The organism is Rhizobium tibeticum (assembly GCF_900110205.1).
GTDB classification, from domain to species: Bacteria; Pseudomonadota; Alphaproteobacteria; order Rhizobiales; family Rhizobiaceae; genus Rhizobium; species Rhizobium tibeticum.
Map to the genome: position 1 here is coordinate 16,322 of NZ_FOCV01000040.1, position 25,332 is coordinate 41,653.

At 59.3% G+C, this 25,332-nt stretch carries 27 protein-coding genes and 2 pseudogenes; 17 read left to right on the forward strand and 12 right to left on the reverse strand.

The features are described from left to right. Positions 1-103: 103 nt before the first annotated feature. Positions 104-526 (reverse strand): hypothetical protein, encoded by a 423-nt coding sequence (locus BSG20_RS29200; RefSeq protein WP_072381039.1) that lies wholly within the window; start codon positions 524-526, stop codon positions 104-106. Between the two features lie 50 nt (positions 527-576). Between BSG20_RS29200 and BSG20_RS36695 the strand changes: the two genes are divergently transcribed. From BSG20_RS36695 to BSG20_RS29230, 7 genes are all read left to right on the forward strand, one after another. Further along, positions 577-741, forward strand: a complete 165-nt coding sequence (locus BSG20_RS36695) for a hypothetical protein (protein WP_167371620.1) — start codon at positions 577-579, stop codon at positions 739-741. Positions 742-895: 154 nt separating this feature from the next. Beyond that, the gene (locus tag BSG20_RS29205; protein ID WP_208611013.1) at positions 896-1,918 is read left to right on the forward strand and encodes an alpha/beta hydrolase; all 1,023 of its coding nucleotides are present in this window, start codon (positions 896-898) and stop codon (positions 1,916-1,918) included. Positions 1,919-1,964: 46 nt separating this feature from the next. Beyond that, positions 1,965-3,065 (forward strand): alpha/beta hydrolase, encoded by a 1,101-nt coding sequence (locus BSG20_RS29210; RefSeq protein WP_072381038.1) that lies wholly within the window; start codon positions 1,965-1,967, stop codon positions 3,063-3,065. 11 nt (positions 3,066-3,076) lie between these two features. Then, positions 3,077-3,493, forward strand: coding sequence for a carboxymuconolactone decarboxylase family protein (locus BSG20_RS29215; RefSeq protein WP_072381036.1), 417 nt, complete (start codon positions 3,077-3,079; stop codon positions 3,491-3,493). Between the two features lie 3 nt (positions 3,494-3,496). Beyond that, entirely contained in the window at positions 3,497-3,988 is a 492-nt protein-coding gene (locus BSG20_RS29220) for a (R)-mandelonitrile lyase (RefSeq protein WP_072381034.1), read from the forward strand. Then, entirely contained in the window at positions 3,981-4,454 is a 474-nt protein-coding gene (locus BSG20_RS29225; protein ID WP_072381032.1) for a cytochrome P460 family protein, read from the forward strand. Before BSG20_RS29220 ends, BSG20_RS29225 begins: the two co-directional genes overlap by 8 nt. After that, positions 4,451-5,233: a DUF4405 domain-containing protein gene (locus tag BSG20_RS29230; protein ID WP_083540023.1), complete on the forward strand. Its 783-nt coding sequence runs from the start codon at positions 4,451-4,453 to the stop codon at positions 5,231-5,233. Before BSG20_RS29225 ends, BSG20_RS29230 begins: the two co-directional genes overlap by 4 nt. Before the next feature lie 105 nt (positions 5,234-5,338). On the opposite strand, the gene BSG20_RS37845 is transcribed toward BSG20_RS29230, so the two are convergent. Then, complete coding sequence (locus BSG20_RS37845) at positions 5,339-5,659, reverse strand: hypothetical protein (RefSeq protein ID WP_244541468.1); 321 nt, start codon at positions 5,657-5,659, stop codon at positions 5,339-5,341. Between the two features lie 735 nt (positions 5,660-6,394). Between BSG20_RS37845 and BSG20_RS29250 the strand changes: the two genes are divergently transcribed. Then, positions 6,395-7,165, forward strand: coding sequence for a DUF6030 family protein (locus BSG20_RS29250; protein ID WP_244541469.1), 771 nt, complete (start codon positions 6,395-6,397; stop codon positions 7,163-7,165). Positions 7,166-7,323: 158 nt separating this feature from the next. Here BSG20_RS29250 and BSG20_RS29255 read toward each other — a convergent pair whose 3' ends face one another. Together BSG20_RS29255 and BSG20_RS29260 are read right to left on the reverse strand one after the other, a co-directional pair. Beyond that, positions 7,324-7,815: a DUF6634 family protein gene (locus BSG20_RS29255; protein WP_072381026.1), complete on the reverse strand. Its 492-nt coding sequence runs from the start codon at positions 7,813-7,815 to the stop codon at positions 7,324-7,326. Then, entirely contained in the window at positions 7,803-8,201 is a 399-nt protein-coding gene (locus tag BSG20_RS29260) for an alpha/beta fold hydrolase (protein ID WP_143147545.1), read from the reverse strand. The genes BSG20_RS29255 and BSG20_RS29260 overlap by 13 nt, the downstream gene beginning before the upstream one ends. A gap of 205 nt (positions 8,202-8,406) precedes the next feature. Here BSG20_RS29260 and BSG20_RS29265 point away from each other — a divergent pair, with 205 nt between their 5' ends. Further along, the gene (locus tag BSG20_RS29265; RefSeq protein WP_072381022.1) at positions 8,407-9,888 is read left to right on the forward strand and encodes a mechanosensitive ion channel domain-containing protein; all 1,482 of its coding nucleotides are present in this window, start codon (positions 8,407-8,409) and stop codon (positions 9,886-9,888) included. 94 nt (positions 9,889-9,982) lie between these two features. Here BSG20_RS29265 and BSG20_RS29270 read toward each other — a convergent pair whose 3' ends face one another. Then, positions 9,983-11,326, reverse strand: a complete 1,344-nt coding sequence (locus BSG20_RS29270; RefSeq protein WP_072381020.1) for an aminotransferase-like domain-containing protein — start codon at positions 11,324-11,326, stop codon at positions 9,983-9,985. Between the two features lie 172 nt (positions 11,327-11,498). Between BSG20_RS29270 and BSG20_RS29275 the strand changes: the two genes are divergently transcribed. From BSG20_RS29275 to BSG20_RS37850, 4 genes and pseudogenes are all read left to right on the forward strand, one after another. Then, positions 11,499-11,747, forward strand: coding sequence for a YjiS-like domain-containing protein (locus BSG20_RS29275; protein ID WP_083540022.1), 249 nt, complete (start codon positions 11,499-11,501; stop codon positions 11,745-11,747). A 224-nt stretch (positions 11,748-11,971) separates the two neighbouring features. After that, positions 11,972-13,217: pseudogene (locus BSG20_RS29280) on the forward strand (epoxide hydrolase family protein). A 55-nt stretch (positions 13,218-13,272) separates the two neighbouring features. Then, on the forward strand, positions 13,273-14,031 hold the full coding sequence (locus BSG20_RS29285; RefSeq protein ID WP_072381018.1) for a sulfite exporter TauE/SafE family protein: 759 nt from the start codon (positions 13,273-13,275) through the stop codon (positions 14,029-14,031). Positions 14,032-14,443: 412 nt separating this feature from the next. Then, positions 14,444-14,821, forward strand: a complete 378-nt coding sequence (locus BSG20_RS37850) for a DUF6130 family protein (RefSeq protein WP_072381015.1) — start codon at positions 14,444-14,446, stop codon at positions 14,819-14,821. 551 nt (positions 14,822-15,372) lie between these two features. Here BSG20_RS37850 and BSG20_RS29295 read toward each other — a convergent pair. Continuing rightward, a complete protein-coding gene (locus BSG20_RS29295) occupies positions 15,373-15,714 on the reverse strand; it encodes a DUF2147 domain-containing protein (RefSeq protein WP_072381013.1) in 342 nt (113 codons plus the stop codon). A 277-nt stretch (positions 15,715-15,991) separates the two neighbouring features. After that, entirely contained in the window at positions 15,992-16,774 is a 783-nt protein-coding gene (locus tag BSG20_RS29300; RefSeq protein WP_072381011.1) for a universal stress protein, read from the reverse strand. A gap of 1,228 nt (positions 16,775-18,002) precedes the next feature. Here BSG20_RS29300 and BSG20_RS29305 point away from each other — a divergent pair. The 4 genes from BSG20_RS29305 (at position 18,003) to BSG20_RS36710 (ending at position 21,230) form a co-directional block, all read left to right on the forward strand. Continuing rightward, positions 18,003-18,275: a hypothetical protein gene (locus BSG20_RS29305; RefSeq protein WP_072381009.1), complete on the forward strand. Its 273-nt coding sequence runs from the start codon at positions 18,003-18,005 to the stop codon at positions 18,273-18,275. Positions 18,276-18,316: 41 nt separating this feature from the next. After that, positions 18,317-18,460, forward strand: coding sequence for a hypothetical protein (locus BSG20_RS36705; protein WP_167371618.1), 144 nt, complete (start codon positions 18,317-18,319; stop codon positions 18,458-18,460). A gap of 867 nt (positions 18,461-19,327) precedes the next feature. After that, the gene (locus tag BSG20_RS29310; protein ID WP_072381007.1) at positions 19,328-20,737 is read left to right on the forward strand and encodes a peptidoglycan L,D-endopeptidase MepK; all 1,410 of its coding nucleotides are present in this window, start codon (positions 19,328-19,330) and stop codon (positions 20,735-20,737) included. Between the two features lie 340 nt (positions 20,738-21,077). Further along, complete coding sequence (locus BSG20_RS36710; RefSeq protein ID WP_167371617.1) at positions 21,078-21,230, forward strand: hypothetical protein; 153 nt, start codon at positions 21,078-21,080, stop codon at positions 21,228-21,230. Here the strand turns inward: BSG20_RS36710 and BSG20_RS29315 are convergent. From BSG20_RS29315 to BSG20_RS29335, 5 genes and pseudogenes are all read right to left on the reverse strand, one after another. Beyond that, positions 21,222-21,947: an MOSC domain-containing protein gene (locus BSG20_RS29315; RefSeq protein ID WP_167371616.1), complete on the reverse strand. Its 726-nt coding sequence runs from the start codon at positions 21,945-21,947 to the stop codon at positions 21,222-21,224. The two genes, BSG20_RS36710 and BSG20_RS29315, sit on opposite strands and share 9 nt — an antisense overlap. Before the next feature lie 17 nt (positions 21,948-21,964). Continuing rightward, on the reverse strand, positions 21,965-22,975 hold the full coding sequence (locus BSG20_RS29320) for a GlxA family transcriptional regulator (RefSeq protein ID WP_072381003.1): 1,011 nt from the start codon (positions 22,973-22,975) through the stop codon (positions 21,965-21,967). Positions 22,976-23,008: 33 nt separating this feature from the next. Then, positions 23,009-24,007 carry a 4-hydroxyproline epimerase gene (locus BSG20_RS29325; RefSeq protein ID WP_072381001.1) on the reverse strand — a complete coding sequence of 333 codons (999 nt, stop codon included), beginning with the start codon at positions 24,005-24,007 and terminating at the stop codon, positions 23,009-23,011. Between the two features lie 15 nt (positions 24,008-24,022). Further along, positions 24,023-24,874, reverse strand: coding sequence for an ABC transporter permease (locus tag BSG20_RS29330; protein ID WP_072380999.1), 852 nt, complete (start codon positions 24,872-24,874; stop codon positions 24,023-24,025). Between the two features lie 268 nt (positions 24,875-25,142). Further along, positions 25,143-25,332: pseudogene (locus BSG20_RS29335) on the reverse strand (IS110 family RNA-guided transposase); the annotation flags it as partial.

Sequence of the window (25,332 nt, forward strand, 5' to 3'; positions counted from 1 at the left end):
ATGCTGCAAAGACACGTCCTGTCGCTCGCGATCGGCGTTGGCCTCACGAGTGCCTGTCTTCTTTTCGTTGAACCTTTGGCGGCTGCCGATCAAGAGCAGTGGCCTAGCACAAAAGCTGGAGCCGCGGCGAGAGAGTCAGTACCGATGCGGCAATGACGATGTAGTAGAAATCAACCCTGCTTGTCAGAAAGACAAGATTTTGAGGGACTTCCTCCCCACTGCTGAGGGGCGCGAAGGTTATGACAGCGGAGATCAACAGCGCGCCCATTGCGAAGAACGCGAACCGTGCCGCGATTTCGTAGCGTGTGTCGACTGCGGCCAACGGCAGGAGGCCGATTGCGGCGAACATTAAGAACAGACCAGCGATCCAGAGATCGTTCGGATAGTAGTAGCCCCATAGCGCTGCCCCCGCCATCAGCGACGCTGCGACGGTCCGGCCAAACACCGCGAGCTTGAATCCCCTCCGCTCAGCGAATGCAAGTGCTCGACTCGTCGGCTCGGCCAGCGTCGGCGTATCGGTTTCCAAGGCATATCTCCAGACACTTGACGTGGTCGCCGGAGGTGCGTGAAAGTCCTATGGCAGTACAAGAGCGCAAACTTTGTAATTTGGACAATCCTGTGGCAGCGGAACTGCGCCGTACGCAAAGCAATCAGCTTCTTGAGCGCTGTTTCCAGGACTTCGAGGCCGATGCGCCCTCCGAACATCATCGAAAAAGTAATCAACAATTCGTGATTGATTAGGACAGCTAATAACCCCATCCTGTTCGCGGCGACTAATCCTGTCAGCCTACTCGGGATATCGTTTCTCATCGCAATCCTCGAGAAGAGTATGATGAGACCCGAATTCAAAACGCTGGCGACCGCACTGACACTTCTGTGTGGTCTGGGAGCATCGATGCCGGTTTCGGCTTCCGACGTCACCAAGCCTGAACCCCTGGTCATACAGGAGCAAGGCAGCTTCGCGGTCGGCGGCACAGTGACGACCACACCCGGGACTTACAACAACAACGCGCCGACAGCCGAAGGCCAAACCCTACACGGCGACCACGCCTACGTATTCTATCAGGCTCCGCAGAATCCGAAGCCGCTCCCGATTGTCATGCTCCACGGAGCCTATCAATCCGGACGTAGCTGGGAGACGACACCGGACGGCCGCGAAGGATTCCAGAACATCTTCCTCCGGCGCGGCTACTCGACCTATGTCGTGGACCAGCCGCGCCGAGGCCGCGCTGGCAACAGCACGGTCGGCACGACGATCGAGCCGACGCCCTACGACGAGCTCTTCTTCGACCAATTCCGCATCGGCAAGTGGCCGAACTACTTCAGCAACGTACAATTCTCCCCTGATCCGGCGGCGCTCGACCAGTTCTTCCGCTCCGTCACCCCGAACACCGGACCTTTCGATGCCAACGTGATCTCGGATGCCCTGTCGGCGCTGTTCGACAAGACGGGACCTGGAATCCTGTTCACGCATTCTCAGGCAGGCGGCCCGGGATGGCTGACGGCGATCAAGAACCCGAACGTCAAGGGCATCGTGGCGCTTGAGCCGGGTAGCGGCTTTATCTTCCCCGAAGGCGAGGTCCCGGCCGACATGCCGAGTGCCGCCGGTACGCTCAAGGGCGAGGCCGTTCCTGCGGCCGACTTCGAGAAGCTGACCCGCCTGCCGATCGTCATCTACTACGGCGACAACTTCCCGACCGAGCCCACCGCCGAGCGCGGACAGGACAACTGGCGTGTCCGGTTGGCGATGGCGAAGCTCTGGGTGACCGCCGTCGACAAGCATGGCGGCGACGCGACGCTCGTCCACCTGCCGGACATCGGCATCAAGGGCGGCACGCATTTCCTGATGTCGGACCTGAACAATGTCGAGATCGCCGATCAGGTCTCCAAGTTCCTCGCCGACAAGAAGCTGGACTGACCTGGCAGCGCGCCCGCGCACGTCCGACAAACTGAGGATACCTACGATGACCGACGAAATCATCAACACGAAGAGACGTGAGTTCCTCGGAGCATCCGCCCTCTTCATCTCCGGGGCAATGTTAGGAGTTTCAACCATGGCAACCACCAAGGCTGTCGCAGCCGACTACAAGCAGAATCCTTTCACCCTCGTCTACGATGGTGCGATCACCAGGAACGAGCCGGGCAAGGTCAATATCCATCCGGTGAAGTACAAGCTCAACGGCCTGGACATCGTCGCCAACGTCTACACCCCGGCCGGCTACGATCCCAGGAAGAAGTACCCTGCAATCGTGCTTGCGCATCCGAACGGCGGCGTGAAGGAACAGACAACAGGCCTGTATGCCCAGCGTCTGGCGGAACGGGGCTTCATCACGATCACCGCCGACGCCGCCTATCAAGGGGGAAGCGGCGGCGCACCACGGAGCGTCGACAAGCCTCAGTACCGCATCGAGGACATCCATGGGATGGCCGACTTCATTAGTGGCTTCCCCGGCGTCGACACCGCACGGCTTGGACTGTTCGGTATATGCGGCGGCGGTGGCTACTCGCTGGCTGCTGCCAAGACCGACAAGCGATTCAAGTCCGTAGCGACGCTCAGCATGTTCAATTCGGGACGCGTCCGCCGCAATGGCTTCCAGGACTCGCAGATGGATTCGATCCAGAAGCGGTTGCAGCAGGCACCCGCCGCCCGTGCCCAGGAGGCCGCCGGCGGTGAGGTTCTCTATGCGGGAGACGCCAATCTGACGGACGCGCAGATCGATGCCCTCCCATTCGATCTCTATCGTCAGGGCTATCACTACTACTGGCGCACCAACTCCCATCCCGGCTCGACCTTCAAGTATACGATGAGCAGCCTGATGGACCTGATGCGATGGGATGCGACGGACGAGATCGAACTGATTGACGTCCCGCTGCTGATGATCGCAGGCAGCGACGCTGACACTCTCTACATGACCGAAGACGCGTTCCCCAAGGCCACTGGCACCAAGGACAAGGAACTCTTCAAGATCGAGGGCGCGAAGCACATCGAGACCTACTGGGTTCCCGAGTATGTCCAGTCGGCGCTGGACAAGCTGACACCATTTTTCAACCGAACGCTGGTCTGAGGTGGAACGCGATGAAGCATCTGCTCCTGAACACTTTCCTCACCGTCGGCATAGTCGTGGCGGCGCTGCCGGGCGCTGTCTGTGCCCAGTCAAATAGCGAAGCAAAGGACAGCCCCGTGACCTCTCGAGCTCAGCAGTTGATGGGTGGCACCGCGCCGAAACTGGCGGAACTAACCGATGACGTCCTCTACAACGACATCTGGGAACGCGCCGAGCTATCCAAACGCGACAGGAGCCTCGTGACGATCTCGGCTTTGATCGCGCTCAATCGTCCCGATCAGCTTCGCTCTCATATCCGCCTGGGGCTGCAGAATGGCCTCACCAAGGAGGAAATCGTCGAAACTATCACCCACATGGCGTTCTATTCAGGATGGCCGAGTGGCGTCTCCGCCGTCGCAATCGCCAAAGATGTGTTTGCGGAGAAGTAGTCCATGAACACCAGATCGATGCTCACCGCCGCCATGGCCTTCAGCGCCTCGGCAGCTCTCGCCGAACCTGATCGTGCCGTCGTGGTCACCCACTCCGGTTCTCAGGTCGCCACCGCAGGGTCTCCGCAGAACTTCACCGGCTCCGTCAAGGTGCAGTCTCGCTTCCAGGCCTCGCCGCCCGCCCGAGTCGGCGGCGGCCTCGTATCCTTTGAACCCGCCGCCCGCACCGCCTGGCACACGCACCCTCTCGGCCAGACGCTGATCGTTACGGAAGGAACGGGACGCGTCCAGCACTGGGATGGCGACATCCAGGAGGTCGGGCCTGGCGACGTCGTGTGGATTCCTCCCGGTGTGAAGCACTGGCACGGCGCTTCGCCGGAGCAAGCGATGTCGCACATCGCCATCGCGGAAGCCCTGGATGGAAAGACGGTCGATTGGATGGAACATGTGACCGACGAGCAATATGGCCCGAGCAACGGAGATGCGGATGAATAGGATCATCCATACGATCGGGGCAGCCGCCTTCGTGGCAAGCGCCGTGATCCTCGTCGGCGTACAGGTCCACGCCGAACCAACCCGGACAACCATGCCGGACATTGACAAGCTCATCCACTACACCACCGTCGAGCGTGGCGAGGTGACGGAGCATATCATGACCACGCGCGAGGCGATCGAGGCCGTCAAGCGCGGCGAGCCGATCCCGAATGGCACCCATGTCGCACTGGTTGACTACCGCGAGGGCAAGAGCTTCCGCTACTTCATCATGGAGAAGGGCGAAGGCTGGGGACAGGACTACGACGAGAGCCGCCGCACCGAAGACTGGCAGTTTCAATGGTTCAAGCCGGACGGCACCATCAACATGGACGAGAACACGGCCCGTTGCCAGCGGTGCCATACGTCGCGGTCCGACAGGGACTTCCTGTACACATTCAACGACATGCGGCGGTTCGAATTCGAATGAACGGCATCTTCCGCGTCCGCCTGATCCTTGATTTCATCGAGGTCGGGCTGATTGTCGCGTGCCTTGCCTACTGGTGGCTCGACAATCTCTCGCACGAGCTTTTCGGGACCGCCTTGTTTGCATTGGTCATCGCGCACAACGTCTTCAATCGGCGCTGGTTTGGCAGCGTTGCGAAGCGGAAGATGGATGCCGTTCGCGTCATCAACCTGGTGACGATCGTCTGCCTTGCAATCGCAATGATTATCATGCTCGTGACCAGCCTTCTGATATCTCGCGATGTCTTCCCTTACGCGGCGCTCGGCGGTGCGTTTGCCGTCCGGGAAATCCACATGTTCACGGGATACTGGGTGCTGCTGATCGTCGCCCTCCATCTTGGGACACGCTGGCAGATTGTGATGAATGTCTGCCGGGGACTTGTCGGGATCTCCAGTCAGAATGCTTGCCGCACTGCAATCCTCCGGCTAGCGGTAGTCGTCATCGTGGCATGGGGCGCGAGGAGTTCCGCCGAGATGGCGTTCGGGTCCAAGCTGATGTTGAGCTACTCGCTCGACATGTGGGACTTCAATGAATCGACGCTGGGCTTCTTCGTCAACTACGGCGCTATCGTGGGGATGCTTGCGGCCGCAACTCACTATGGCCTTACGGTCTCTCAGAACCGTCGCTTCCGCGCTTGCTTTCGCTCCAGGCAGGCTTCAAAGCCGGGAAGTGCTGATCGTGGCGAAGACGCTCTGCGCAGCTCGATGCTCGCCAGACCGCGGATCGAAGCGCCCGCCAGGTAGTGATCGATGACGCTCTGCCAGGGGTTGCGACCGCGCCAAACGCTTTCGGTGACGGAGGATGTGACTTCTATTCGTCTTTCAGTCGCCTTCGATTAGTGCCTGGAATTAGATACCTGGCTTTGTGCTGAGCTCAGCTCCCAGGGTCGTGTCGACCATTGACCGGGCGTCGAGCACCGATATTCCCGACTCGATCAGCTCGCGAAATCGATCTCTCATGCGAATATGGTCCTCGGGATACTTCCGAAGCGCATCAGGGAGCCTGGTTCCGTTCCGGAAGGGTTCGCGCTCGGATCCATCGCTCGTTTCCACCCACTCGATTGCCGAGTCGGGAATGAAGACGAACTGCGGTGGCGCCTCGACCAGTTGCGGAGTTAGGCAGCGCCATTGTCCGTCCCGCTCAACAACGGAATGAAGGATGAGATCCATGGATTATCCACCCCCAAACGTGCCGGGTCAGACCTTCGGGGTCGCGTGCGAGGTATTCGGCGCAACTGATATGACAGCCGTACGGGATCATACCAATGCTCAGGAGGTATTGTCTGGACGGACGGGTAACGACAACACGAGGCAACGTGAGAACTTCCGCCAACATATTCGCTTCCCATTCAGTGGCCGGGAATGCCATTTCCTCTGAAAGTCGTACCACACGCTCCGTCACCGTCTCCGTCTTGATGGTCATGTGTCTTCGATCAGTGCTTTGGCGTTTGAGCACGGAAAGCGCTCCAAGGGAAGGCTGGTGATCGGCTCTGCGGGTCCTGTATCTTCATATCAGGAACCCTCGGAAGTTGCCGCGGCGATGACCATTGCAATCCCCTTCGGCCCGCTGCAAATATGCGCACGGAGGGCTTCTCATGAGATTACTGCTTGCCTATTCGGTCTCGTTGCATCCAGCGCCTTGGCCGCCGCCGACTATCCCACCACTGGCATGCTCTATAACCAGCAGGAAGACTCCTCGCCGACCTACACCTGCACACTCCAGCAAGTTACGCTAATCGCGTTGTGTCAGTGCAGCTCGCTGACCGATGACTTCCAAAGGCCTTCAACCACTGCTATGTTAGCGACCTCGCATTCGCGCTGAAGACGGTATTGGATTTGGGAAACCAGACTTCAGGAAGTCGAACAACCCTGCCGCTCTGGATCAAAAGTCGCATAGCGCTCCTCGTGGGGCTCTGCTGCGTTGCAATCATAGGTGTCGTTGCACTGTCGAGCGCGCCCTATTGGCACCATCTCGTGACAGGCAGCGCACATCCGGTTGTTCACAATGAGGCCCTGTCCTCTCAGTCGACTGCGGATGCGATTGCGGAGCCCGTCGGTTCACGATCATCCACGTTGAATGAAGCGCGCCTTTTCGAGGCTCCAATTTCTGAACTGACCAGCCAGTTCACCCGCACCTGGCGGATTTCCGGACCCCAAATCTGTGCAGCGTTTCGAGACGCCGGCATTGAGGCGACAGAGTGGCGCGCCGCTTCCATGCGCAGTGTGAGTTACGAATGCTACTTTCAGCGAATTTACGAACGAGACGAGGTTCGTCCTCTACGCTCGACCTTCCTGCGCGTTCGCGGGAACGCGTGGGGAGAGGTCCTTGAGATCAGTGGTAGAATTGTAGGGCCGACGACGGACGATCAAGGAAGCCTCGATCCGTCCCTTATGCGCATCTTCGAGGTTCTGGTCCGCCAGGCACAGTGGGGAGACTTTCAGGACACGCTCGTCCCGATCCAGAAACTCTTGGATGTCCGATCCGAGCGCTTCGGTGCATCTTTCGAGTTCACGCGAGAACGGAGCCACGACAACAGTTACGATTTCACCCTGGTCCTTTCCCAGACCTCCAACGAGCAGACTCGTACGAGAGCGTATTTCACCCAGGAGAGATGGATGGTCAATCCGGATTACAAGAGGATACGTCCCGTGCTTCCAATGCTGTCGAGCCGATAAACGGAGCTGCCAAAATAACCCCGTTTTGCCAGTCGGTCTGTTGCCGCATACGTAGGTCGCGATACGAAGTGCTCACGACAGCCTCCGTCAAACGGACCCTCCCGCGGTAATCCGTCTTCCTCGCGCAGAACGTTTTGGCACCATCGATTTCCGGCATCTCATCGCCCAGCGGCCATTTGCTCTTGTTCCTCCCGGTAGGCATGCTCCATGCGCGTCAGCTTCTGCTCTCGGAAGGGCTTCTCCTCGCGGATGAACGCGATCATGGCATCGATGTCGTTCCCACCTCCGGGCGCGTCTCCCAATGGGAGATGACGGCGTCTACGAAGCTTTTGCGCCCAATAGCGGATTTCTCGCTCGGCCGGGGGATAGGATAAACCAAGCCGATACAGGCGGCTCTCCGTCCTCGCCCAACGGGCGGGGCTCCCTCGATCCATATCTAAGACGGGAGCCGTGTGCCCGTGGTCACCATCGTCGATTTCCGGGTGGCCGAAAAACCAGCCGTAGAGCCACGGCCTGCTATCGGACGGGCTCTCAAGCACCCACCCCTCAAGGATGGGCGCGGCTTCTAGCTCGGCTTCTGTCGGGACCCCGTTCATTGGTAACAGATCCTTCCTAAGAGTGATCTCTGCCGCTTGGTTCAGTTCAGCCATCCTCCGCCGCCCAAATCGCCTCCTTCGAGAACAAGGCTGGATCGCGACCTCACGAAATCCTCAAAGCGGAGGAGGATCTCATTGAACTTCTCCGTCTTCTCTCGGTGGACACCGTCTCCGGCGCCCCGGATGCGAATTGGTTCGCCTTCCCATATATTCGCGAAATCGATGCTGTCGATGTAGTCCAGACTGATCGCCGGATCATTTTCTCCGTTGATGACCGCGAGGGGAATAGACGTAGTCTTGGCGATGAATCTCTGATGGCTATCCTCCCCGGCAACCGCGGACTCGATCATATACTGGCGGGCCCGGCCGTCTGTCCTTCGAACGGCAGAATGGAACGGCTCTTCGTCCAGGGCGTCCGCGCCTAGCGCGAGTTCGACCACCATATCGCTGATGGTCGGCCGGGTTCCTCGGCTCGATCCCACAGTTCGCCGGGTGGTTTCTTCGACAGTTCCGGCACACCAAGCTCAGTGCCATCGCAGCGCAGCTCAACGTCGAGAAAGACCTTGCTTTATCTGACCCCAGCAGAGAGGCTCTCAGAGTCTGTTGCAGAGCCAGTTGAGCTCACCTGCGAATTTGGACAGGACCATGAACCTACCGCTTTGGAGCGACCCTATCGCTCAACTCTTCGGGCTGGCCGTCGCCGGGTTGGTGTTCAGCCGGTTTGTGTTTCGCCGACACCCGATGTGGCGGCTCATCGCTCACATCGTCTTCCTGATTGCGCTGACCGCTCTCCTACTCCACTACGGCATCCGACCCTACGCGCCTGATACACAGGCCGACGATGTGTCCCGGCGGATCTTCATCGGCTTCGCCAAAGCCGTCTGGTGGATAGGCGGCGCCATGGTGTTGATCAGCTCGGTTCGCCTGTTTCTGATATTCGAGCGAAAACCACGGGAAGCACGTCTGCTCCAGGACCTGGTTGTCGGCCTCATCTACCTCGGAACCGGCCTCTCGCTTATTGCCTATGTCTTCAGCATTCCCGTGGGCACGTTGATCGCGACTTCGGGGGTGTTCGCGATTATCGTTGGTCTTGCATTGCAAAGCACCTTGAGTGACGTCTTTTCGGGCATCGCATTGAATCTCGGGCGTCCCTACTCGGTCGGCGACTGGATCGTGCTTGACGATGGCGTCGAGGGCCGTGTGATCGAAACAAATTGGCGTGCCACCCATCTTCTCAGTGGCACAAACGATCTGATTGCCGTCCCCAACAGTCGCTTGGCGAAAGCCAACGTCACGAATCTCAGCAGTCCTGACGAGAGCCATGGGATATCGATCAAGGTGAGGCTAACACCTGCACCGCCCGCCACAGTCGCGGAGGTCATGAGGACGGTTCTTTTTGCTTCGAATAACATTCTCGATTCCCCCACACCCTCGGCAACGATAAAGGCTCTCGATGGTGAGGCTGTTGAAGTAGAACTTACCTGCCGAGTACGAGATAGGGCACACATTCCCATCGCGACAAACGAGATCTATGACCTTGTGTTCCGGCATTGCAAGGCTGCCGGGTTACCGCTCGCTGTGTCGGCGTCGGCCGGCGTGGCTCCAGACCCGGATCCCGCATATCGGCAGCATCCAAGCACCGCGTGGCGGCTTTTGAACGCTATACCCCTCTTCTCGCCCTTGACTGAAGATGAGAAGGAGACGCTTGCGGCGAGCATGACGCGCCAGACTTATCGCAAGGACGAGATCATCGCAGAACAAGGAACGAGGCTGGCCTCTCTGATGCTGATACGAAACGGCGTCGTCTCGATCACAAGGAAGGAAGCCAATCATGAAACGGAGCTTCTGCGCCTTTCTCCAGGACATTGCTTCGGGGAAGAGGGAATGCTGACGGGTGCGCCGGCACCTGGGACCATACGCGCGCTGACATTCGTGATCGCCTACGAGATCAAGCAGGATCCACTTGCCGCCCTTATGCGTGACCGCCCGGCCCTCGCCGAGGAACTGGGCCTCGTCCTGTCACGCCGACTTGAGGCAGAACGCCTCCAATCGGCTGACACTTTTCCTCGCGGCTCAGAAGCAATGACGTTTGGCGATCGCATCCGCCAGATTTTCCAACTGTCGTAACCGACCAGCATCGATGGCTTCCGGTCGTGGTCAGTGATCCCCAAACCAGCCCTCTGCCCGGCCTTTGTGAGCGACATGGGTCGCATGCGAACCCTCATTCCGTCGAGTCGAAATCGACCTCCTCGGCATCAAGCATCCTGGCCAATGTGCGCAAGCCAACTTCGAGCTGGTCCATCGCCGGTGCCGCCAGTGCGAGCCTGACCGCGTTCGGAGCGTGGCCAGGCGTGACCGCGAATGTCGTCGAAGGCGTCAGTGCGATATCGCGCCTGGCTGCCGCGGCAACGAAACTTTGGGAGCGCCAATGGGTCGGCAGCGTCAGCCACAGGTGATAGCAGCCCGCGTGAGACTGTATGTCGAAGCCTGACAGACATTCGGCTGCCAGCTTCTGACGCGCGTGTGCGTCGGTCCGCTTCAATTTGGCGAGCTCGGCCGCGGTGCCGTCGCCCATCAATCGCTCCGCGGCCGCGAAGGCGTATCCAGACGCAGTCCATCCCCCCGAACGCACCGACGCCATGACGCTTTCCCGCATGCGATGCGGTGGCACGATAAAGCCGAGGGTCAGACCAGGTGCGACCATCTTCGACAGGCTGTCGATGACGATACAGGTGTCGGGAGCAAGGGCTGCCAGCGGCGGCTCGTCGTCGAGAAAGGCATAGACATTGTCCTCGATAACAGGAAGGCCGAGTTCGTCGACCACGCGCAGGAGATCGATACGGCGTGCCGACGTCATCGTCATACCCAACGGATTCTGGATCGACGGCTGGACATAGATAGCCGACAGATGGGCTTCATGGTGGGCCTTTTGCACGGCGTCAGGCCGCATCCCTTCTTCGTCCATCGCCAGCGGTACGAGCGATATTCCGAGCCGCGACGCGATGCCCTTGATGAAGGGATACGTCAAAGCTTCCACTCCGCAGCGACCGCCCGTAGGGACGAGGGCTGCGAGAACAGCGGCAATGCTCTGCCGCCCGTTGCCGGTGAATACCAGTTGGTCGGCGTCGACGGACCATGTGCCTTTGGAGAGGTGCGCGGCTGCAACGCTCCTCATGACGGGCGTGCCGATGCTGGTCCCTTGTCTAAGCGCGACATCCAGCGCGGCTGGCTGTTCCAGCCCTCGGAGGCTCTTCGCGATCAGCGCCGTCTGCTCGGGAAGCATCGGGTAGTTGAACTCCAGGTCAATCCGGATGCCACGCGGTTCACCTGGAGCTGCGATGCCGCGCCTTGCTTCCCCGGAGACGAAGGTCCCTCGTCCGACTTCCCCGACAACGAGGCCACGGCGCAGCAGCTCTGCGTAGACGCGGCTCGCCGTCGAGACGGCAATGCCGCGCTTGTAGGCGAAGCTCCGCTGCGGCGGAAGACGATCGCCGGGCCTTAGCTTGCCGCTCGCTATCTCGGCGGCGACGACATCTGCCAGCTTCAGATATTCGGACTTCGACATTATTGCTCCGAGTTCAATGTTTTGATTGCACTGAGCAGAATATCGGAACATTCTGTCGACATCAAATGCATTGTACCTGATGCGGCCACGCCCTGCGATCTGAGGCGCGCCGAACTCAAAACAAGCCTCCGGACGCCGCAGCGCCGGTGCGGAGGAGCATTGGAGACGAGAGATGTCTGAAAGTATCTGGATCATAAGCCGACCGGAGGTGACAAGGAGCCTTTGGTCGCCCCCGCGCATCGTCAAAGCCGCATGGGCCGCGATCGTACGCTGCGCAGTTCGTCGGTCTGCTGTCGCCCGGCTTCGCGATCTTGATGGCGACGCACTCAAAGACATCGGCCTTGCGCGATCTGAGATCGAGAAGGCGGCCTATGGCCTCATGGCCCGGAGAGAAACGCAGGCGCGTCCGGATCATAGCTGAAAGTAGATCCCCACCTGAACGATGGTACAGGTGATGCGACACGGCCCTGATGCGATCATAGTGACATACCTCGATCAGCGAGGCCGGCCCGTAGGGCAATTCTTCAACATCGTTGTTTTGCGCGCGGCAGTTCGAGCCGACGCTGTTTGCTGCGCGATCGGAGAAGTATCATGAACAGCAAGACACATCACACCATGAGCAGACGCGGGTTTCTGGCCGCGACAATGGTCGGGCCAACCGCATTGAGCGTGCCGCTGGGATCCACTGCGAAAGCGGGAGGTGCAGCCACTGCCCCTGCTACTTCCGCGATCCGGCCATTCGTATTCCACGCCTCGAAAGCGGAATTTACCGACCTGCGCCCCCGCATTCTTGCGACGAAGTGGCCGGAACGTGAGACTGTGGAGGACGCGTCACAGGGCGTGAACCTCGCGACCATGAAGAAGCTAGCGGACTACTGGGCACATCATCACGACTGGAGCAAGACTGAGACCGGACTCAATCTCTGGCCGAACTTCATCACCGAGATCGACGGGCTCGACATCCACTTCATCCACGTGCGCTCTAAGCACGCCAACGCGCTGCCCGTCATCATCACCCACGGTTGGCCAGGGTCGATCATCGAGCAGCTCAAGATCATCGGCCCGCTCACCAACCCGACTGCCCACGGCGGCACCGAAACGGATGCGTTCGACGTCGTCATTCCTTCGCTTCCCGGATATGGTTTTTCGGGCAAGCCGACGGCCACCGGATGGGATCCCCAGCGTATCGCGCGGGGATGGGTCGAACTGATGCGGCGGCTCGGCTACGCCCGATATGTCGCTCAGGGTGGCGACTGGGGGAACGCGGTCACCGAGCAGATGGCGCTCATGAAGCCCGCCGGGTTGATCGGCATCCACACCAACATGCCAGCCACCATTCCTGACGAGATCGCCACGACCCTGCCCGACGGGCAGGTACCCGCTGGTCTTCCGACCGATGAACTCTATGCCTGGAAGCAGCCCTCCTTCTTCTATATGCACGGGCTCGGCTACGCGCAGGAAATGGCGAACCGGCCGCAGACGCTCTACGCGCTGACGGATTCCCCGATCGGACTGGCGGCCTGGATGCTGGACCATGACGACCGAAGCCGCGATCTGATCACGCGTTTTCGACGGCGCGCACGAAGGACTGACGCGCGACGACATCCTCGACAACATCACGCTCTACTGGTTGACGAACATCGCGGTCTCTTCCGCGCGACTATATTGGGAGAGCAAGCTCGCCTTCTTCCAGCCCAAGGGCATCGAACTGCCGGTGGACGTCAGCGCCTTTCCCGACGAGATCTACACCGCGCCGGAAAGCTGGACCCGCAAGGCCTATCCGAACCTCATCCACTACAACCGACTTCCGAAGGGAGGGCATTTCGCAGCCTGGGAACAGCCGCGGCTCCTGACCGAGGAACTTCGCGCGACGTTCCATACGCGTCGGTAAGCGTGTCAGCGCCGCCTCCAGGATTTCTCACGCGTCCTCTTCGGAGGAAGGTCGCATGGAACTGACAGCTACCACGATCCTCGTCGCCTTCGCCGGCGTGTTCCTGATCTGCTTCCTCAAGGGAGCGTTCGGCGGCGGCTTCGCCATTATCGGGATCCCTCTTCTATCGCTTGTGATGGATCCCGTCACGGCCGGAGGACTCCTCGCTCCCCTGTTCATCGCAATGGATCTATATGCTCTGCGCTACTTCAGGCGCTCGACATGGTCGAAGCCGGATCTGGTGCTTCTGCTGCCGGGGCTCTTGCTCGGCATCGGGTTCGGCTACCTGCTGTTTCGGGTCCTCGACCACCGCGTAATCGCGATCCTGATGGCGGCGATCACGCTGATCTTTGTCGGCCTGTGGCTGATGAACGGCGGCGAGGCAACGACCCGTCGGCGTTCGACGCCCAAGGCGATCGCTGCCGGCCTGACGTCTGGCATCACGACCATGGTCGCGCATTCCGGCGGGCCGCCTCTCGCGATGTATCTCCTGCCCCTCGGCCTTACCAAGGACATCTACGCGGGCACGACTAGCCTCTTCTTCACTGTCGGTAACGCGACCAAGGCGGTTCCCTGGCTGTTGCTGGTAAATCCTACAGCCGGTCTGTGGGAACTGATGGCGGTCTGTCTGTTCGCCGTTCCAACAGGCGTGTCACTCGGTTGGCGGCTTCACGGTGTCCTGGACCAGCGTCAGATCTACCGCATCTGCTACGGGTTGCTGGTCGTGACCGCGGTGAAACTGCTGTGGGATGGCATTTCGGGGTACCTCGTATGACCACCAACTTGCCAAATAGGCTTTCTCGGATTGTGCCATTGGCGACAAGAATGCTTGCCGGTTCCACTGGATTATCCCGCATTACAATGGCCCATCAGTCGAGCTGCCGTCACGTTGGCACGACGCCCTCCCCCCGCTTCCGTTCGGAACGACCTGGTCCGCGGTCGGGTTTGCCATTCGCACAACGGCGGCTTCATTGACTCCGCTACACATCGCGTTGGTTCTCGATTTCGGAGAAGCGAAAGCCTCCAACCACCCGCAATTTGCTCCTCGAGTTCAGCCTTGGCCATGCCTTCGAACACGATATTGGTTACCTTGTACTAAGTGCTGGCTACTTGCAGATGCGCTCCCTCAATCTCGGCACCGAGAAATCCAGGAAAGCACGTAGCTTCAACGGGCACCCAGGCTCGTCGTGGATGCGCCGCTTCCAGAAGGCTTGGCGCAGGGCGTCTTCCGGGCTCAATACCGAGTGGAGACCCTGCACATCGTGCCCGTCTTCGGGGACGGAGCCGTCCACGCGTCTCCACGTATCGGGCACTTGCACGTGATTGTCGACGACCTGCCGTGGTGGTGGGCTGTCGACATCGCTGGTCTGCCGCCAGGCGAGCACAATGTGAAGATTGCGTTGGTGGACGCCAACCACAACGATCCTTTCGGCGTCGAAAGCGGCAGTGCGCTCGTTTGCCCGCACGCTGTCGGCGCAATTGCTCGGCGCGTGTCGACTCGGCCATTAAGCAAAGGGGTTCTTATACCGTTCTACGTGCATCTCGATGGCCATCGCCTCATATAGCGACTCAGGTGTTTTCTCGCCAGCTATCACGCGATTTACTGCCGCCGTCATGGCAGCACGTCCGTACTCGCTCACATGTGAGACGCTATGCGTTTCACACCAGCTTCTGACAACGGTTGTAACTGTGTCGATGTCCTAGTCTTCGAGATCAGTCAGGAGATTAAAGAGTGACATGTTCGTGCACTCCTTTCCAAGCGGCCGGCCGTTCATATCGGGGCCGGTTAATCATGCTACGCTTATATGGCGGCGGGGCAACAATCGGATGTGGCGCCGGAACTGTCCTTGCGAAAGGGAGCCCGTCGCTAAGACAGGGCAAGATCGAGGTCTTCTCTTGCAGGGATCGCCGTAGGGTTGACGAGGAAGGAGAAGCTTCCGCCACCGCGGTCTAAAACAAAAACGAAATGCATCGGTCCGATTTTCCAGAAAGACCATCGAAAACGACGGCGTTGATGGACGCCGCGGCAACTTCAAGAAACGCCACACCGTTTCCGTTGCTAACGAAATTGCGCGCGATAGGAACTGTGGCGGCGCGGCCGCCGCGCTTGGCCATCTCAGTTCAGGCGGGTCCAAGTCTGTGTCTTGCACAATACTCTCGTTGCGCAGCCCCGAAGTTTGAGGCTGTTTCCCGACACGATGAGCCTGCCGCTATAGGTTGTTTTTGTCCTCGGATCTGTGAGCCGGCCGGTATATGTATCGCCCGCACGTGAGAAAAACCCGATCTGCTGGCCCGCATATCGCCCGCTCTTCGCCACAATGCAATAATTCGATCCACAGGGCTGGATCGCCGACGTCTCGCCATTTTCCGTTTTCCAGGTTCCCACCACCGTATCGGCACCACTCGCGGCGCTGGCTATTGATATGAAGACTGTTGCAAAAACAGACCTGATCGTCATGTGGAAACTCCACTATGGCTCCGTCGTTGCGGCCATTTCGGAGACCGGCAGGGACGCGAGCTGCACAACTACGGCAAACAAAACGAGGGCGACACGAGATTGTTCACAGAGTAATCCCGTTACCACGCTGCCAACCAACCGCCGGTTAGCGAATTGGCTGAGATAGTGATGCTCTGCAGGCACTTTGCCGAACCCCGTCCCTCGACGAACTGGCTTCGAGGCCGTGTCGCGTGCTCAAAGAACTCATCGTGCGATTGGCCAGCCGCAAGGCTGCGATTTAGTGCGACATCAGGACCGGCATTGAAATGTTATTCAGCAGATCGCGGGTGGCACCGCCGAACATATCTTCGAAAAGCGGCGAGTGGCCATAGGCGCCGCAGATGATAAGATCTGCGTTCTCACGGTCGAGGCCGGCAAATAACGCGCTGGTGAAATCGTTGTCCCCCGTGTCCCGCCATCCTTTCAGGGCTACCCTAACTCCATGCTGTTCGAGATGACCCTTTATCTCCTGGACGTCAGCATTGTTGTCGCTGTAGTTGCTCGCAAACACGAACAGGAAGACTTTGCGTGCGGCCTTGAGGATCGGCATTGCGTCGTGAACGGCCCTGGTTGACTCGCGGCTGAAGTTCCAGGCGATGACCACCTGCTCGCCGATTGCGCCTTCTCCAGTCCAACCCGTTGGAAGAACCAACATTGGAACCCCGGCTGTCACCAAAATTTCTTTGGGGATTGCTGAATTGGATAGATGGCGGTGATCCGGGTGCGGCTGTGTCGATACCAGAAGATCCGCGCAATGGGAAAAAAGCTGCTCTGCGCTGTGAGCCTCCGGCCGTGCCGCGTGATATTGGAAGTCAAGGCCAGCCTTCTGAGCGGCGGCTTTGAATTCATCTTCAATCGCGAGCGCAAGATCACGGCTCTCCCCCTTCAATGCTTCTTTCGTGCTGACGTCGACGCCGATCAGCCTGGCGTGGTGCTTGGCAGCGATGTTGATGGCAGTGCGCACACGGGCCGGAGAATCGGCTCCAGCGTCCAAATAGACAACGATGTCTCTGTAGGCCATAACTTCCTCCATTCGCACAAGACCGAGCGTTTCACCTGCTCGCTTCCCTGTCGGAGGAGTCACCAGGAGAATCGCAGGGAACCTATGACCCTGAACAGTTAATGTCCCTTGACGCTCCAGGTTCCGGACGACTGCAAAGAATTAACGATGTGATTGGGCTGTAGCGATCCTTTTCTGTAAGGACCCCGGCTCTCCGCTGCAACACGCCTGTGGCGGGCTGGAGGAAATACTTCGTGCCGGGAGTTGACGTGGCCTTATGCGGAGAAAACCGGAAGGCCTTGAATGGAAGCGCGGATTCGCGAGCCCGATGACCTGCGAAACCTCTTTCCAACAGCTTCGCGCCCTGGCGGATTTTGAAATCCTGTCTTACGACAACTCATTCTGGAACTTGATCTCAGATGGCTACTGAGCTTCCGGAGGACAGCTAGCCTTCGGCGCGCTACGAGGGGGCGTCGACGGGGTCGCCATTTGGGTTTGGCGCCGGCGAATCTCTTGTGTCCCGAGGTGGTTTTTGGCGTTCATCGGACTTCGGCGCCGGATCTTGAGGAACGGGACGACGGACGGGCTGTGCTTTCGGATCGCTCTTTTTAGGCGGAGCTGCAACTTTCTCAGTCATAAGCTCGGTACTCGCGCTTTCCACAAGAATCGGCAGACGCAAGGTTCCGACCTACTGCGAGCGTCTCACTCTTCAGAGTGGCAGCCTGCGTTAAATTCCGCAAAATAAGCCTGTCTCGTCGGAGAATTTCCGCTGTTCAACAGACCTTGCGGCAGGGACCCATCAACCGTTGTTGACACGGCATGGGGGATTCTACTGGCTAACCTGGACAATAGTGCAATGCCTCGCCCCGATAGTCGCGCGGCGGCATTCGGAACATTCGCTATTCCGAGGAGTTTTCACGAAAAGTGAAAGAGGGAGGGTACATGCTCTCCATTCAAGCAAGGTCGTCGATTGCTCGAAACGCATCGGCGCAACAGCTTACATCGTTGGGCTTCTGTGCGCACCGGCTTTTGCCCAAGCGTCCCCAATCAGCCGGATCGGTGTCAAGTACCGGATCAGCAGGAGAATCAGGACCGCGTCCCAAAGGACGGCAATTCCCGATCAGCGAATACGTCGGACGCCGAAAAACTGACTGATTGCAACGGAGTATTATAGCCCCTCGACCGGCGACCGCGATCGCATCAAACCTGCGCCGAAGCAGCAATAAGTAGAATTGTGCGGTGATGTGTGATGAACCTTGATGACGAGAACGCTGCCGTCTTCGTATGGATCGTGCCTGAAGGCGCGGAAGATATCCGTCATCTTTCCGTCGACGGAGACTATGTCGGCTCGATTGCAAAAAACACCGAAAATCCTTCAGCAAAGCATCAGTGGAGTTGGCGCGTCACCATTCCCGACAGCGTTGACCGCAATACGCCGTTGGCCGGGCATGCGGACGATGAACTGGCCGCCAAGAAGGCTGCGGAAGAGGCTTATTCGCGTGCGAGACGGGAGACCGGTTGAAGGCTTAAGCCTTCGGCGCAAGCTTCAAAACGAGGAAGCTCATGCGCACCCGACATATCGTCATCGGACTTGTTGCCGCTCTGGTGATCGCTTTTATTTTGCACATCATCAATCCATTCGGCCGCGATGTAGCTGAGCCGCAAGGCCAGCCACCTACCCCTCCCGCACAGAACCAGTCACAGTGATGGTTCACATCTCTGCCCGGTTGCAGAAAATGCAGATCAATGCCGAATATGCAGCGATTCGCGGAAGTGCCGGTCCCGATCACCGGAACCTTCGACGGTCAGCACTGTTGAATTGATCGAAGCTCCGAAAAGGCAGGCTACGGATGAGCAAGCGGCAGAACCCAGATGAAACAAATAAACCGCCCCCGACTTCTCTGCTGAAGACGTCCGTCAGAGTGAAATCATTCTGCGGAAGCGTTGGCAGCGGTGGGTATTCGTCGCCGGCCTAGTCGGCATCGCGCTGCTCGCGCTTCTTCTGGGATTGACATCATAAACACCGGGTCTTGCTAACGCGATTAGCGCCCTTCGCAAGTTTGACGCACGATGCACGATTAATGGCGTAGTTCTGGACCTCGCTGGTTTCATCCATGACAGTGCGGACAGATACTGTTGCGGGCTTGCGAAAAGCCGGATTTGCCATCCGGTTCGTGAGCAATACGGCATCTCCGCGTCGCCGTTGGTTTGATCAGCCTGCCAAAGATTGTCCTCCAGGTCGCGACAGCGCAGCGTCCGCGTAGGGCATGCGACAGCAGCGACATTCCGACTGGTCAAGTGACGCCGCAGATCCGCGAACTCGTGAAGTGACGACATACGAGTTGATCGGAGACCCCGTAAAATCGGGTCCGTAGCCGCGGCACGGCCTGGTCGATCTCTGCATGTTCCACCGCGATGTTGGAAAAGTCAGCGGGTCGCCATGATCCCCAAGCGGCAGTCGCGTTTGAGAAGCTGGCCTTCCTCGGATGGCCCGCGCGATCCTCAATTCGCCGAGCGTCGTATCCGACCGTTAAGAGTTCGTTGACCATAGCGTGGCATTACTAAGCGCGATGGATGCGGACGCTCCCGCACGTCGTCGAGTATTTTTGTGGGACGGGATTAGTCGTGTCGAAGTGTCCAGTTAAAGGAACCTTGGGCGGCGGGGTTGTCGCACTGCTGTCGCGTGTAGAGCGGCTTGTCGCGCAGACCCTACTGCCGGCCCTGTTCGCGCTCCCTCCGTTAATCGGCTCTGCATCATTTGTCTCCGCGGAAGATCGTGCGCTGAAGCTGTTTTTTACCCATACAGGCGAGAAGGCGACGATTGTCTACAAGCGCGACGGAAAGTTCGACCCAACGGGCCTCTCCCAGATAAATCGGTTCCTGCGCGACTGGCGAAGGAATGAACCGACCAGGATGGATCCACGGTTGCTCGACCTTGTCTGGGAAGTGTACAAGCGCAGCGGCGCGAAGGACTACATCCACATCGTCTCCGCCTACCGTTCTCCGGCCACCAATAACATGCTCCGTAACCGCTCGCGGAGCACGGGCGTCGCCGAGAGGAGCCAGCACATGCTTGGCAAGGCGATGGACTTCTACGTTCCCGGCGTGAAGCTTTCGACGCTGCGGGCACTTGCAATGCAGACGCAGGTCGGCGGTGTCGGCTACTATCCGACCTCGGGATCTCCCTTCGTGCATCTCGACGTCGGCAACGTCCGCGCTTGGCCGCGCATGTCTCGGCAAGAACTCGCTCGAATATTCCCGAACGGGCAGACGATGCATCTTCCAGCGGATGGCCGCCCACTGCCGGGATATTACCAGGCAGTTGCGAACTACAGGAAGCGCGTCAGCCCCACCTCCATCCAAATCGCTAGCACCGCTGGAGAAGACGAAGACGCAGGAACGTCAGCCACGTCGAGCCGCGACACCACGGACAGGAGCCTCGTGACGGCGCTCCTGCCCACGCCTCGAAGCCGCGCATTGAATGCGCTGGCGCTGCAGACCGACGCGCTCGGAGATGACGAACGGTCCTCGGTGGATCTTTCATCACTACCGATTCCAATACCGGCAATGCGACCAGCCTCTTTGGGCGGCGACGCGGGTATCGATGCCAAGCTAGACACCGCATCGATCGGCGCGATCGACGCGCTTCCGGATCGACGGACATCTGCATTGCCGACCTATTCCGGCTTCGAACCTTTCGCTGCTGCACCCGAGGCCCTGCAAAAGGGGGCGGACATGATCGCCTCCCTGCCAATGACTGCTTCCTGGGAAGACGCAGGTTTGTTCGGACCGACCTCAGGTGCGGCACTGATGAAATGGGCGCTGCACTCTCCTGGCGAGGTGATTGGAATGAGAGCACCTCGCGTTTCCCGCCGCACGGTTCAGCACTACCCGGATGCCGCAGTGTCCGGTGGGGAAATCATTCCTGTCGCCGCAACAGACCAGTTCGATGCCAACCGGTTTACGTCGCCCTCGGAGAGCTGACCGCAACCTCTCGAACTGCGGCGTCGCCTTGATCTTCTGCAATCGCACAGCGCGACGCTGCCGTACAGCCACAGGCTCTTCACGAGATCCTTCTTGTCACCAGGGCTAACTCTCACGGCTTCGATAACGGCCGAGAACCGACGATCTTCGGCAGCAACGAGGCTTGCGACCTCGGCAGAGAGAGTGTGCTTAGTATTCAATCGGTAAAGCCGACCGTATCCCGACCCTTCGGACGACATGATGCCACTTGCCTCGAGGGAGAGAAGGCCAAGGCGGGTGCTGCTCTTCGACAACCCAGCACGACGCCCGATGTCCGAGCTAGCAAGCAGCCCGCCATGGCATGGCGAGCAAGGACGCGCAAGACCCGCACGTTCGAATCCACCCCAAAAACCAGGTCGACGACGATCAACTTGGCGAGATCAAGCTGCCTGTGGCGCTGCTTGCAGCCTGGAAGGAAGCCGGCATCGAACCAGTTGCGAAGACGTCAGTCTGAGAGCGACACGACATCTCCTACCCGGAGCAACCCCTCTTGGCTCGGGCGGCAGTAGACACCCATGTTTCGATTGCCGAACTTCATCACATTTCGAAGGATTTCCGGATCGCTCTCCAGTCCTTCCTGAGCAATGATGGTGAACCCGCATCGCTTCGTCGGCGCGATCACTTTTCCGGTTATTTCGCCAAGCTGGATCGGCGCGCCGATCCAGCTTAGTTCAGCAAAGCCGCTGATACCGGCCTTCGCCTCCATAAAGATGTTCGGGCGAAATCTGCGCCGGTCGGGACTACCGGCCGGATGAAGCGACTGCAGATGGTCGACCGACGCACTCGTCAGCAGGTGAAGAGGAGACACCTCGTATCTATCGACCGCGAAGGTCGTCTCACCGCTCTCGTGCGCAGAGCGCTCGTAAGGCCTGACGGCCACGTCGAACTCGAAGAACGCCGTTAGGCCGCCCGCGAGCTGTGGTTCATCGACGGGGAGCCATTGATGACCGGGCACTTGTATCTCGACGGTGCCGTCCGTCGCCGTCCGTGACCTCACATAGACGGATTTTTGCCAACGCTTGTCGCGCTCGGGATGGGCAACGACGCCCGTCGAAACGTCGACGAGTGCATATCGCCGGTCGCCGTCCATTCCGTCACCGGACACCTTGACTGCGTCGACCATTTCGCCGGTTAGCGAGCTGACTGGATAGCGCCAGAGCTCTCTGATCACTCCTACCGATCGCATGTCTAATGAGCTCGCCCCGAGGTCGCGCGCACTTGCGAGGGTGTCGCGCCGAAGATCCGCTTGAAGGCGCGCGCGAAGTGGGAGGCGTTCTCGAAGCCGACATCGAGGGCGATCTCGATCATCGGCAGCTTCGAGTGGGCAAGCAAGACTTTCGCTCTCTCCATTCGCACACGTTTATAGGCTTGAGCCGGTGACATCCCGGCCTTCTCCAAGAAAACCCGTTCGAGCTGCCGCCGTGAGAGCCCAACGGACGATGCAAGAGCCGGTATGGATATGCCGTCTTCCATGTTTTGTTCCATGGTGATCATGACGGCTCTTACGCGGTCGTCGTCGTAATTCTCGTGGAGCGGCCTGCGGGGCTGCACGTCTCCGGGCGACCGAGCCTTTTCAATCTGCAGGACTTCCAATGCATTACGCTCGGCCTCCCGGCTGATGTAGCGCCGCACGAGCAGCGCTGCCATGTCCGCCGCGCTGCTTCCGCCCGCGCAGGATCCACGCCGCCGATCGAGATTGAACAACCGGTCCGATCGCACCGGAAGGTCGGGAAATCGTTCCTTGTAGGCCTTTGCGTGAAGCCAGCTCACGCAGGTCTGGTGGCTTGCCATCAATCCGACGTCGGCAAGAATAAAGGTTCCGGTGCAAAGTCCGATCAACGGCACGCCCTGTGACGAAGCACGTTTCAGGAACATGATCGTCTCCAGGTCCACCGGCCGTTCAACCGTCAGCAAACCACCGACAACCACGATGTAGTCGAACCGGGATGGATCAACGAAGTCAGAAGTTGGCGCCACCTGGACGCCGCAACTCGATGCGATGAGGTGGCGCGTGCTGCCGAGTACCTGCCAGTCGGCGAGCACACGCCCGGATCGATCGAACTCGTCGCTTGCGAGACGCAGGGTGTCAACGAAGAGCGCGAAGGCCGAAAGAGTGAACGACCGTGCCAGGACGAACCCGACTCTGAGCTGCTTAGGGGTTGCAGCAGCCTCTCCGGATCGAAAATCCTCAGGTCTCATCTTGATGGTCTCCTGTCTGGTGGAGCGTGATATTCACTTGATCTGGAAGCCGTGGGCAAGCGGATCCCGATCATCGACGAAGATCGTGTTGTGGCCGATGACTCGCGCCCAGCCGCCAATGCTCGGAAGGATTCCATTATAGGAACCTACTTCGGCATCCGCTTCGACCCTACCTTCGAAGACCGTGCCAATCAGGCTTTCATGCCGGTAGCTTGCGCCGACCGCAAGCCGCCCCTTTCCATGAAGTTGGGCCATACGTGCCGAGGTGCCGGTTCCACCAGGCGACCGGTCGATCGCCTTGTCTCCATAGAACACCGCGCAACGTCCATCGGAGCGCCCATTGACGGGTTGATCACACCAGATGGCGTGATGGACGCCGCGAATCCTTTCGTCGTCGGGATGAACCGGGTCGCAGATGTCCGCGAGTGCGTCCCTGAGCCTCCGGCTGAAACCGACAATCTGGGCCGCGGTCATACCGTCGAGGCCGCTCCAGTTCTCCTGAGGCTCCACGACGACGTAGTAGTTGCCTCCGTAAGAGATATCGACCCGCAGGCGCCCTATTCCAGGCACATCCACGCCGACATCCGGTTCGTGCAGGTAACTGGGCACATTATAGAGGCGCACCGAGTCCACATACCCGCTCTTTTCTTCATAAGCCACATCGACTCGTCCTGCGGGGGTTTCGATGGAAACTCGCCCCGATGTGCGGGGCTTCACCAGGCCCTCCTCGATCGCGGCCGTCACGACGCCTATCGTTCCAGCACCGCACATCGGAAGGCAGCCGCTTACCTCGATGAAGAGGACTGCGAAGTCGCAATCGTCCCGATAGGCAGGGTAGATGATTGCTCCCGACATGATGTCATGTCCTCTGGGCTCGAACATCAAGGCCCTTCGGACCCAGTCGTGGTCGCGGACGAAAAATTCGCGCCTCTCGCCCATGGGAGCATGCGGTAGCAACGGCGCCCCGCCGGCAACGAGACGCACCGGGTTTCCACAGGTGTGCGCGTCGATGCAGAAAAAGCTGTTTCTCATATACGTCTCCTCAAATCAGGCCGTCCGAAGCGCCCCGTCGCGATTGAGAAGACCGCGGCTCAGCCGGTCAAGCAGGAGCGCGACGGCGACGATTGCGAGCCCCGCGCGCACGCCCAAGCCCATTTCCATACGGGTCAGACCACGTGTCACCTCGGCACCAAGTCCACCCGCCCCTACCAGGCCTGCCAGAACGACCATGGCCAGCGAAAGCAGAATGCATTGATTGAGGCCGACCATCAGCGTCTGCTTGGCCAGCGGGATTTCTATCTTCCAAAGCACAGAACGAGGATGGGCGCCGATCGCGTTGCCAAGCTCGATGAACTCGCGCGGTACCTGGTCGAACGCCAATGTTGTCAGTCGCAGCATCGGGGGAATGCCGTAGACGATCGTGGCGATGATCGCCGGGACGCGCCCGAGGCTGAAGATCATCACTGCGGGGATCAGGTAGACCCACGGCGGCACAGTCTGCATAACGTCTAGGACTGGTCGCACAACGGCTTCAAGCGTCTTGTGGCGCGAGCAGAGGACACCGATGGGAAACGCGATCAGGACGGAGATCAAAACGCCAACGGTCACGAGCGCAATCGTCTGCATCGACGCCGTCCACAGCCCGACGATCAGGCAAAATCCCAGGCATAGGCCCGCGAGGATTGCCGCTCGCAGATTCACCGCAAAGAAGGCTGCAAGGACGACGATCGCAATAAGGGCATAGGGCGGCACTGAAAGTAGCGCGGCCTCGATCGCCGACAGGACGGCCTCCACTACATAGCTGATCGCAGAGAACAGTGGATGCAGGTTCGTGTTCAACCAGTCAACCGCCGGAGCAAGAAGAGCACCTGGCGAAAACTGCAAGATCGAAGGATTCATGACTGCCTCCAATGAAGGAACACAAGGGGAGAACACTACCATCTGGCGGCCTATTCCTTGGGTTCTGTTGGTATGTGATCGGCATTTTCGCCGATCGGCTAAAAGTCTCTTATCCGCAGGACAAAAGTGTCCTGCGGTTCTCGAACCATTCTCCAATTCGTGACCCTGATGCCGCTTCTGGCTTCGGTCACAGAGTGGCGTTCAGCTCCCGGTTTCCCATTCTCCCTGAGGAGCGCAGCCCAGTCCTGTCGGGCTCGCTAGACAGTCATCAGGACAACCGGGATATCGTCGACGCGCCTTCCGTGGTGCTTTCACCGCGCTGCTCGTAAGCGCGTTGGTCACGCAGGATCTGGAAGGCGATCGTCAAAAGTTTGCGCGCAATCGCCACCCGCGCCTTGTTGGTTCCTCTGATCTTCAGATGCTCGTACTGGGCACGAAGTTGCGGATCGCTGGCGGTG

What these genes read in the sequence shown, in the direction of transcription:
- BSG20_RS36695 (WP_167371620.1), top strand. Translation starts at nt 577, where the DNA reads ATGGCAGTACAAGAGCGCAAACTTTGTAATTTGGACAATCCTGTGGCA.
- BSG20_RS29205 (WP_208611013.1), top strand. Translation starts at nt 896, where the DNA reads ATGCCGGTTTCGGCTTCCGACGTCACCAAGCCTGAACCCCTGGTCATA.
- BSG20_RS29210 (WP_072381038.1), top strand. Translation starts at nt 1,965, where the DNA reads ATGACCGACGAAATCATCAACACGAAGAGACGTGAGTTCCTCGGAGCA.
- BSG20_RS29215 (WP_072381036.1), top strand. Translation starts at nt 3,077, where the DNA reads ATGAAGCATCTGCTCCTGAACACTTTCCTCACCGTCGGCATAGTCGTG.
- BSG20_RS29220 (WP_072381034.1), top strand. Translation starts at nt 3,497, where the DNA reads ATGAACACCAGATCGATGCTCACCGCCGCCATGGCCTTCAGCGCCTCG.
- BSG20_RS29225 (WP_072381032.1), top strand. Translation starts at nt 3,981, where the DNA reads ATGAATAGGATCATCCATACGATCGGGGCAGCCGCCTTCGTGGCAAGC.
- BSG20_RS29230 (WP_083540023.1), top strand. Translation starts at nt 4,451, where the DNA reads ATGAACGGCATCTTCCGCGTCCGCCTGATCCTTGATTTCATCGAGGTC.
- BSG20_RS37845 (WP_244541468.1), bottom strand. Translation starts at nt 5,659, where the DNA reads ATGGATCTCATCCTTCATTCCGTTGTTGAGCGGGACGGACAATGGCGC.
- BSG20_RS29255 (WP_072381026.1), bottom strand. Translation starts at nt 7,815, where the DNA reads ATGGCTGAACTGAACCAAGCGGCAGAGATCACTCTTAGGAAGGATCTG.
- BSG20_RS29265 (WP_072381022.1), top strand. Translation starts at nt 8,407, where the DNA reads ATGAACCTACCGCTTTGGAGCGACCCTATCGCTCAACTCTTCGGGCTG.
- BSG20_RS29270 (WP_072381020.1), bottom strand. Translation starts at nt 11,326, where the DNA reads ATGTCGAAGTCCGAATATCTGAAGCTGGCAGATGTCGTCGCCGCCGAG.
- BSG20_RS29275 (WP_083540022.1), top strand. Translation starts at nt 11,499, where the DNA reads ATGTCTGAAAGTATCTGGATCATAAGCCGACCGGAGGTGACAAGGAGC.
- BSG20_RS29285 (WP_072381018.1), top strand. Translation starts at nt 13,273, where the DNA reads ATGGAACTGACAGCTACCACGATCCTCGTCGCCTTCGCCGGCGTGTTC.
- BSG20_RS29295 (WP_072381013.1), bottom strand. Translation starts at nt 15,714, where the DNA reads ATGACGATCAGGTCTGTTTTTGCAACAGTCTTCATATCAATAGCCAGC.
- BSG20_RS29300 (WP_072381011.1), bottom strand. Translation starts at nt 16,774, where the DNA reads ATGGCCTACAGAGACATCGTTGTCTATTTGGACGCTGGAGCCGATTCT.
- BSG20_RS29305 (WP_072381009.1), top strand. Translation starts at nt 18,003, where the DNA reads ATGAACCTTGATGACGAGAACGCTGCCGTCTTCGTATGGATCGTGCCT.
- BSG20_RS36705 (WP_167371618.1), top strand. Translation starts at nt 18,317, where the DNA reads ATGCGCACCCGACATATCGTCATCGGACTTGTTGCCGCTCTGGTGATC.
- BSG20_RS29310 (WP_072381007.1), top strand. Translation starts at nt 19,328, where the DNA reads ATGCGGACGCTCCCGCACGTCGTCGAGTATTTTTGTGGGACGGGATTA.
- BSG20_RS36710 (WP_167371617.1), top strand. Translation starts at nt 21,078, where the DNA reads ATGGCGAGCAAGGACGCGCAAGACCCGCACGTTCGAATCCACCCCAAA.
- BSG20_RS29320 (WP_072381003.1), bottom strand. Translation starts at nt 22,975, where the DNA reads ATGAGACCTGAGGATTTTCGATCCGGAGAGGCTGCTGCAACCCCTAAG.
- BSG20_RS29325 (WP_072381001.1), bottom strand. Translation starts at nt 24,007, where the DNA reads ATGAGAAACAGCTTTTTCTGCATCGACGCGCACACCTGTGGAAACCCG.
- BSG20_RS29330 (WP_072380999.1), bottom strand. Translation starts at nt 24,874, where the DNA reads ATGAATCCTTCGATCTTGCAGTTTTCGCCAGGTGCTCTTCTTGCTCCG.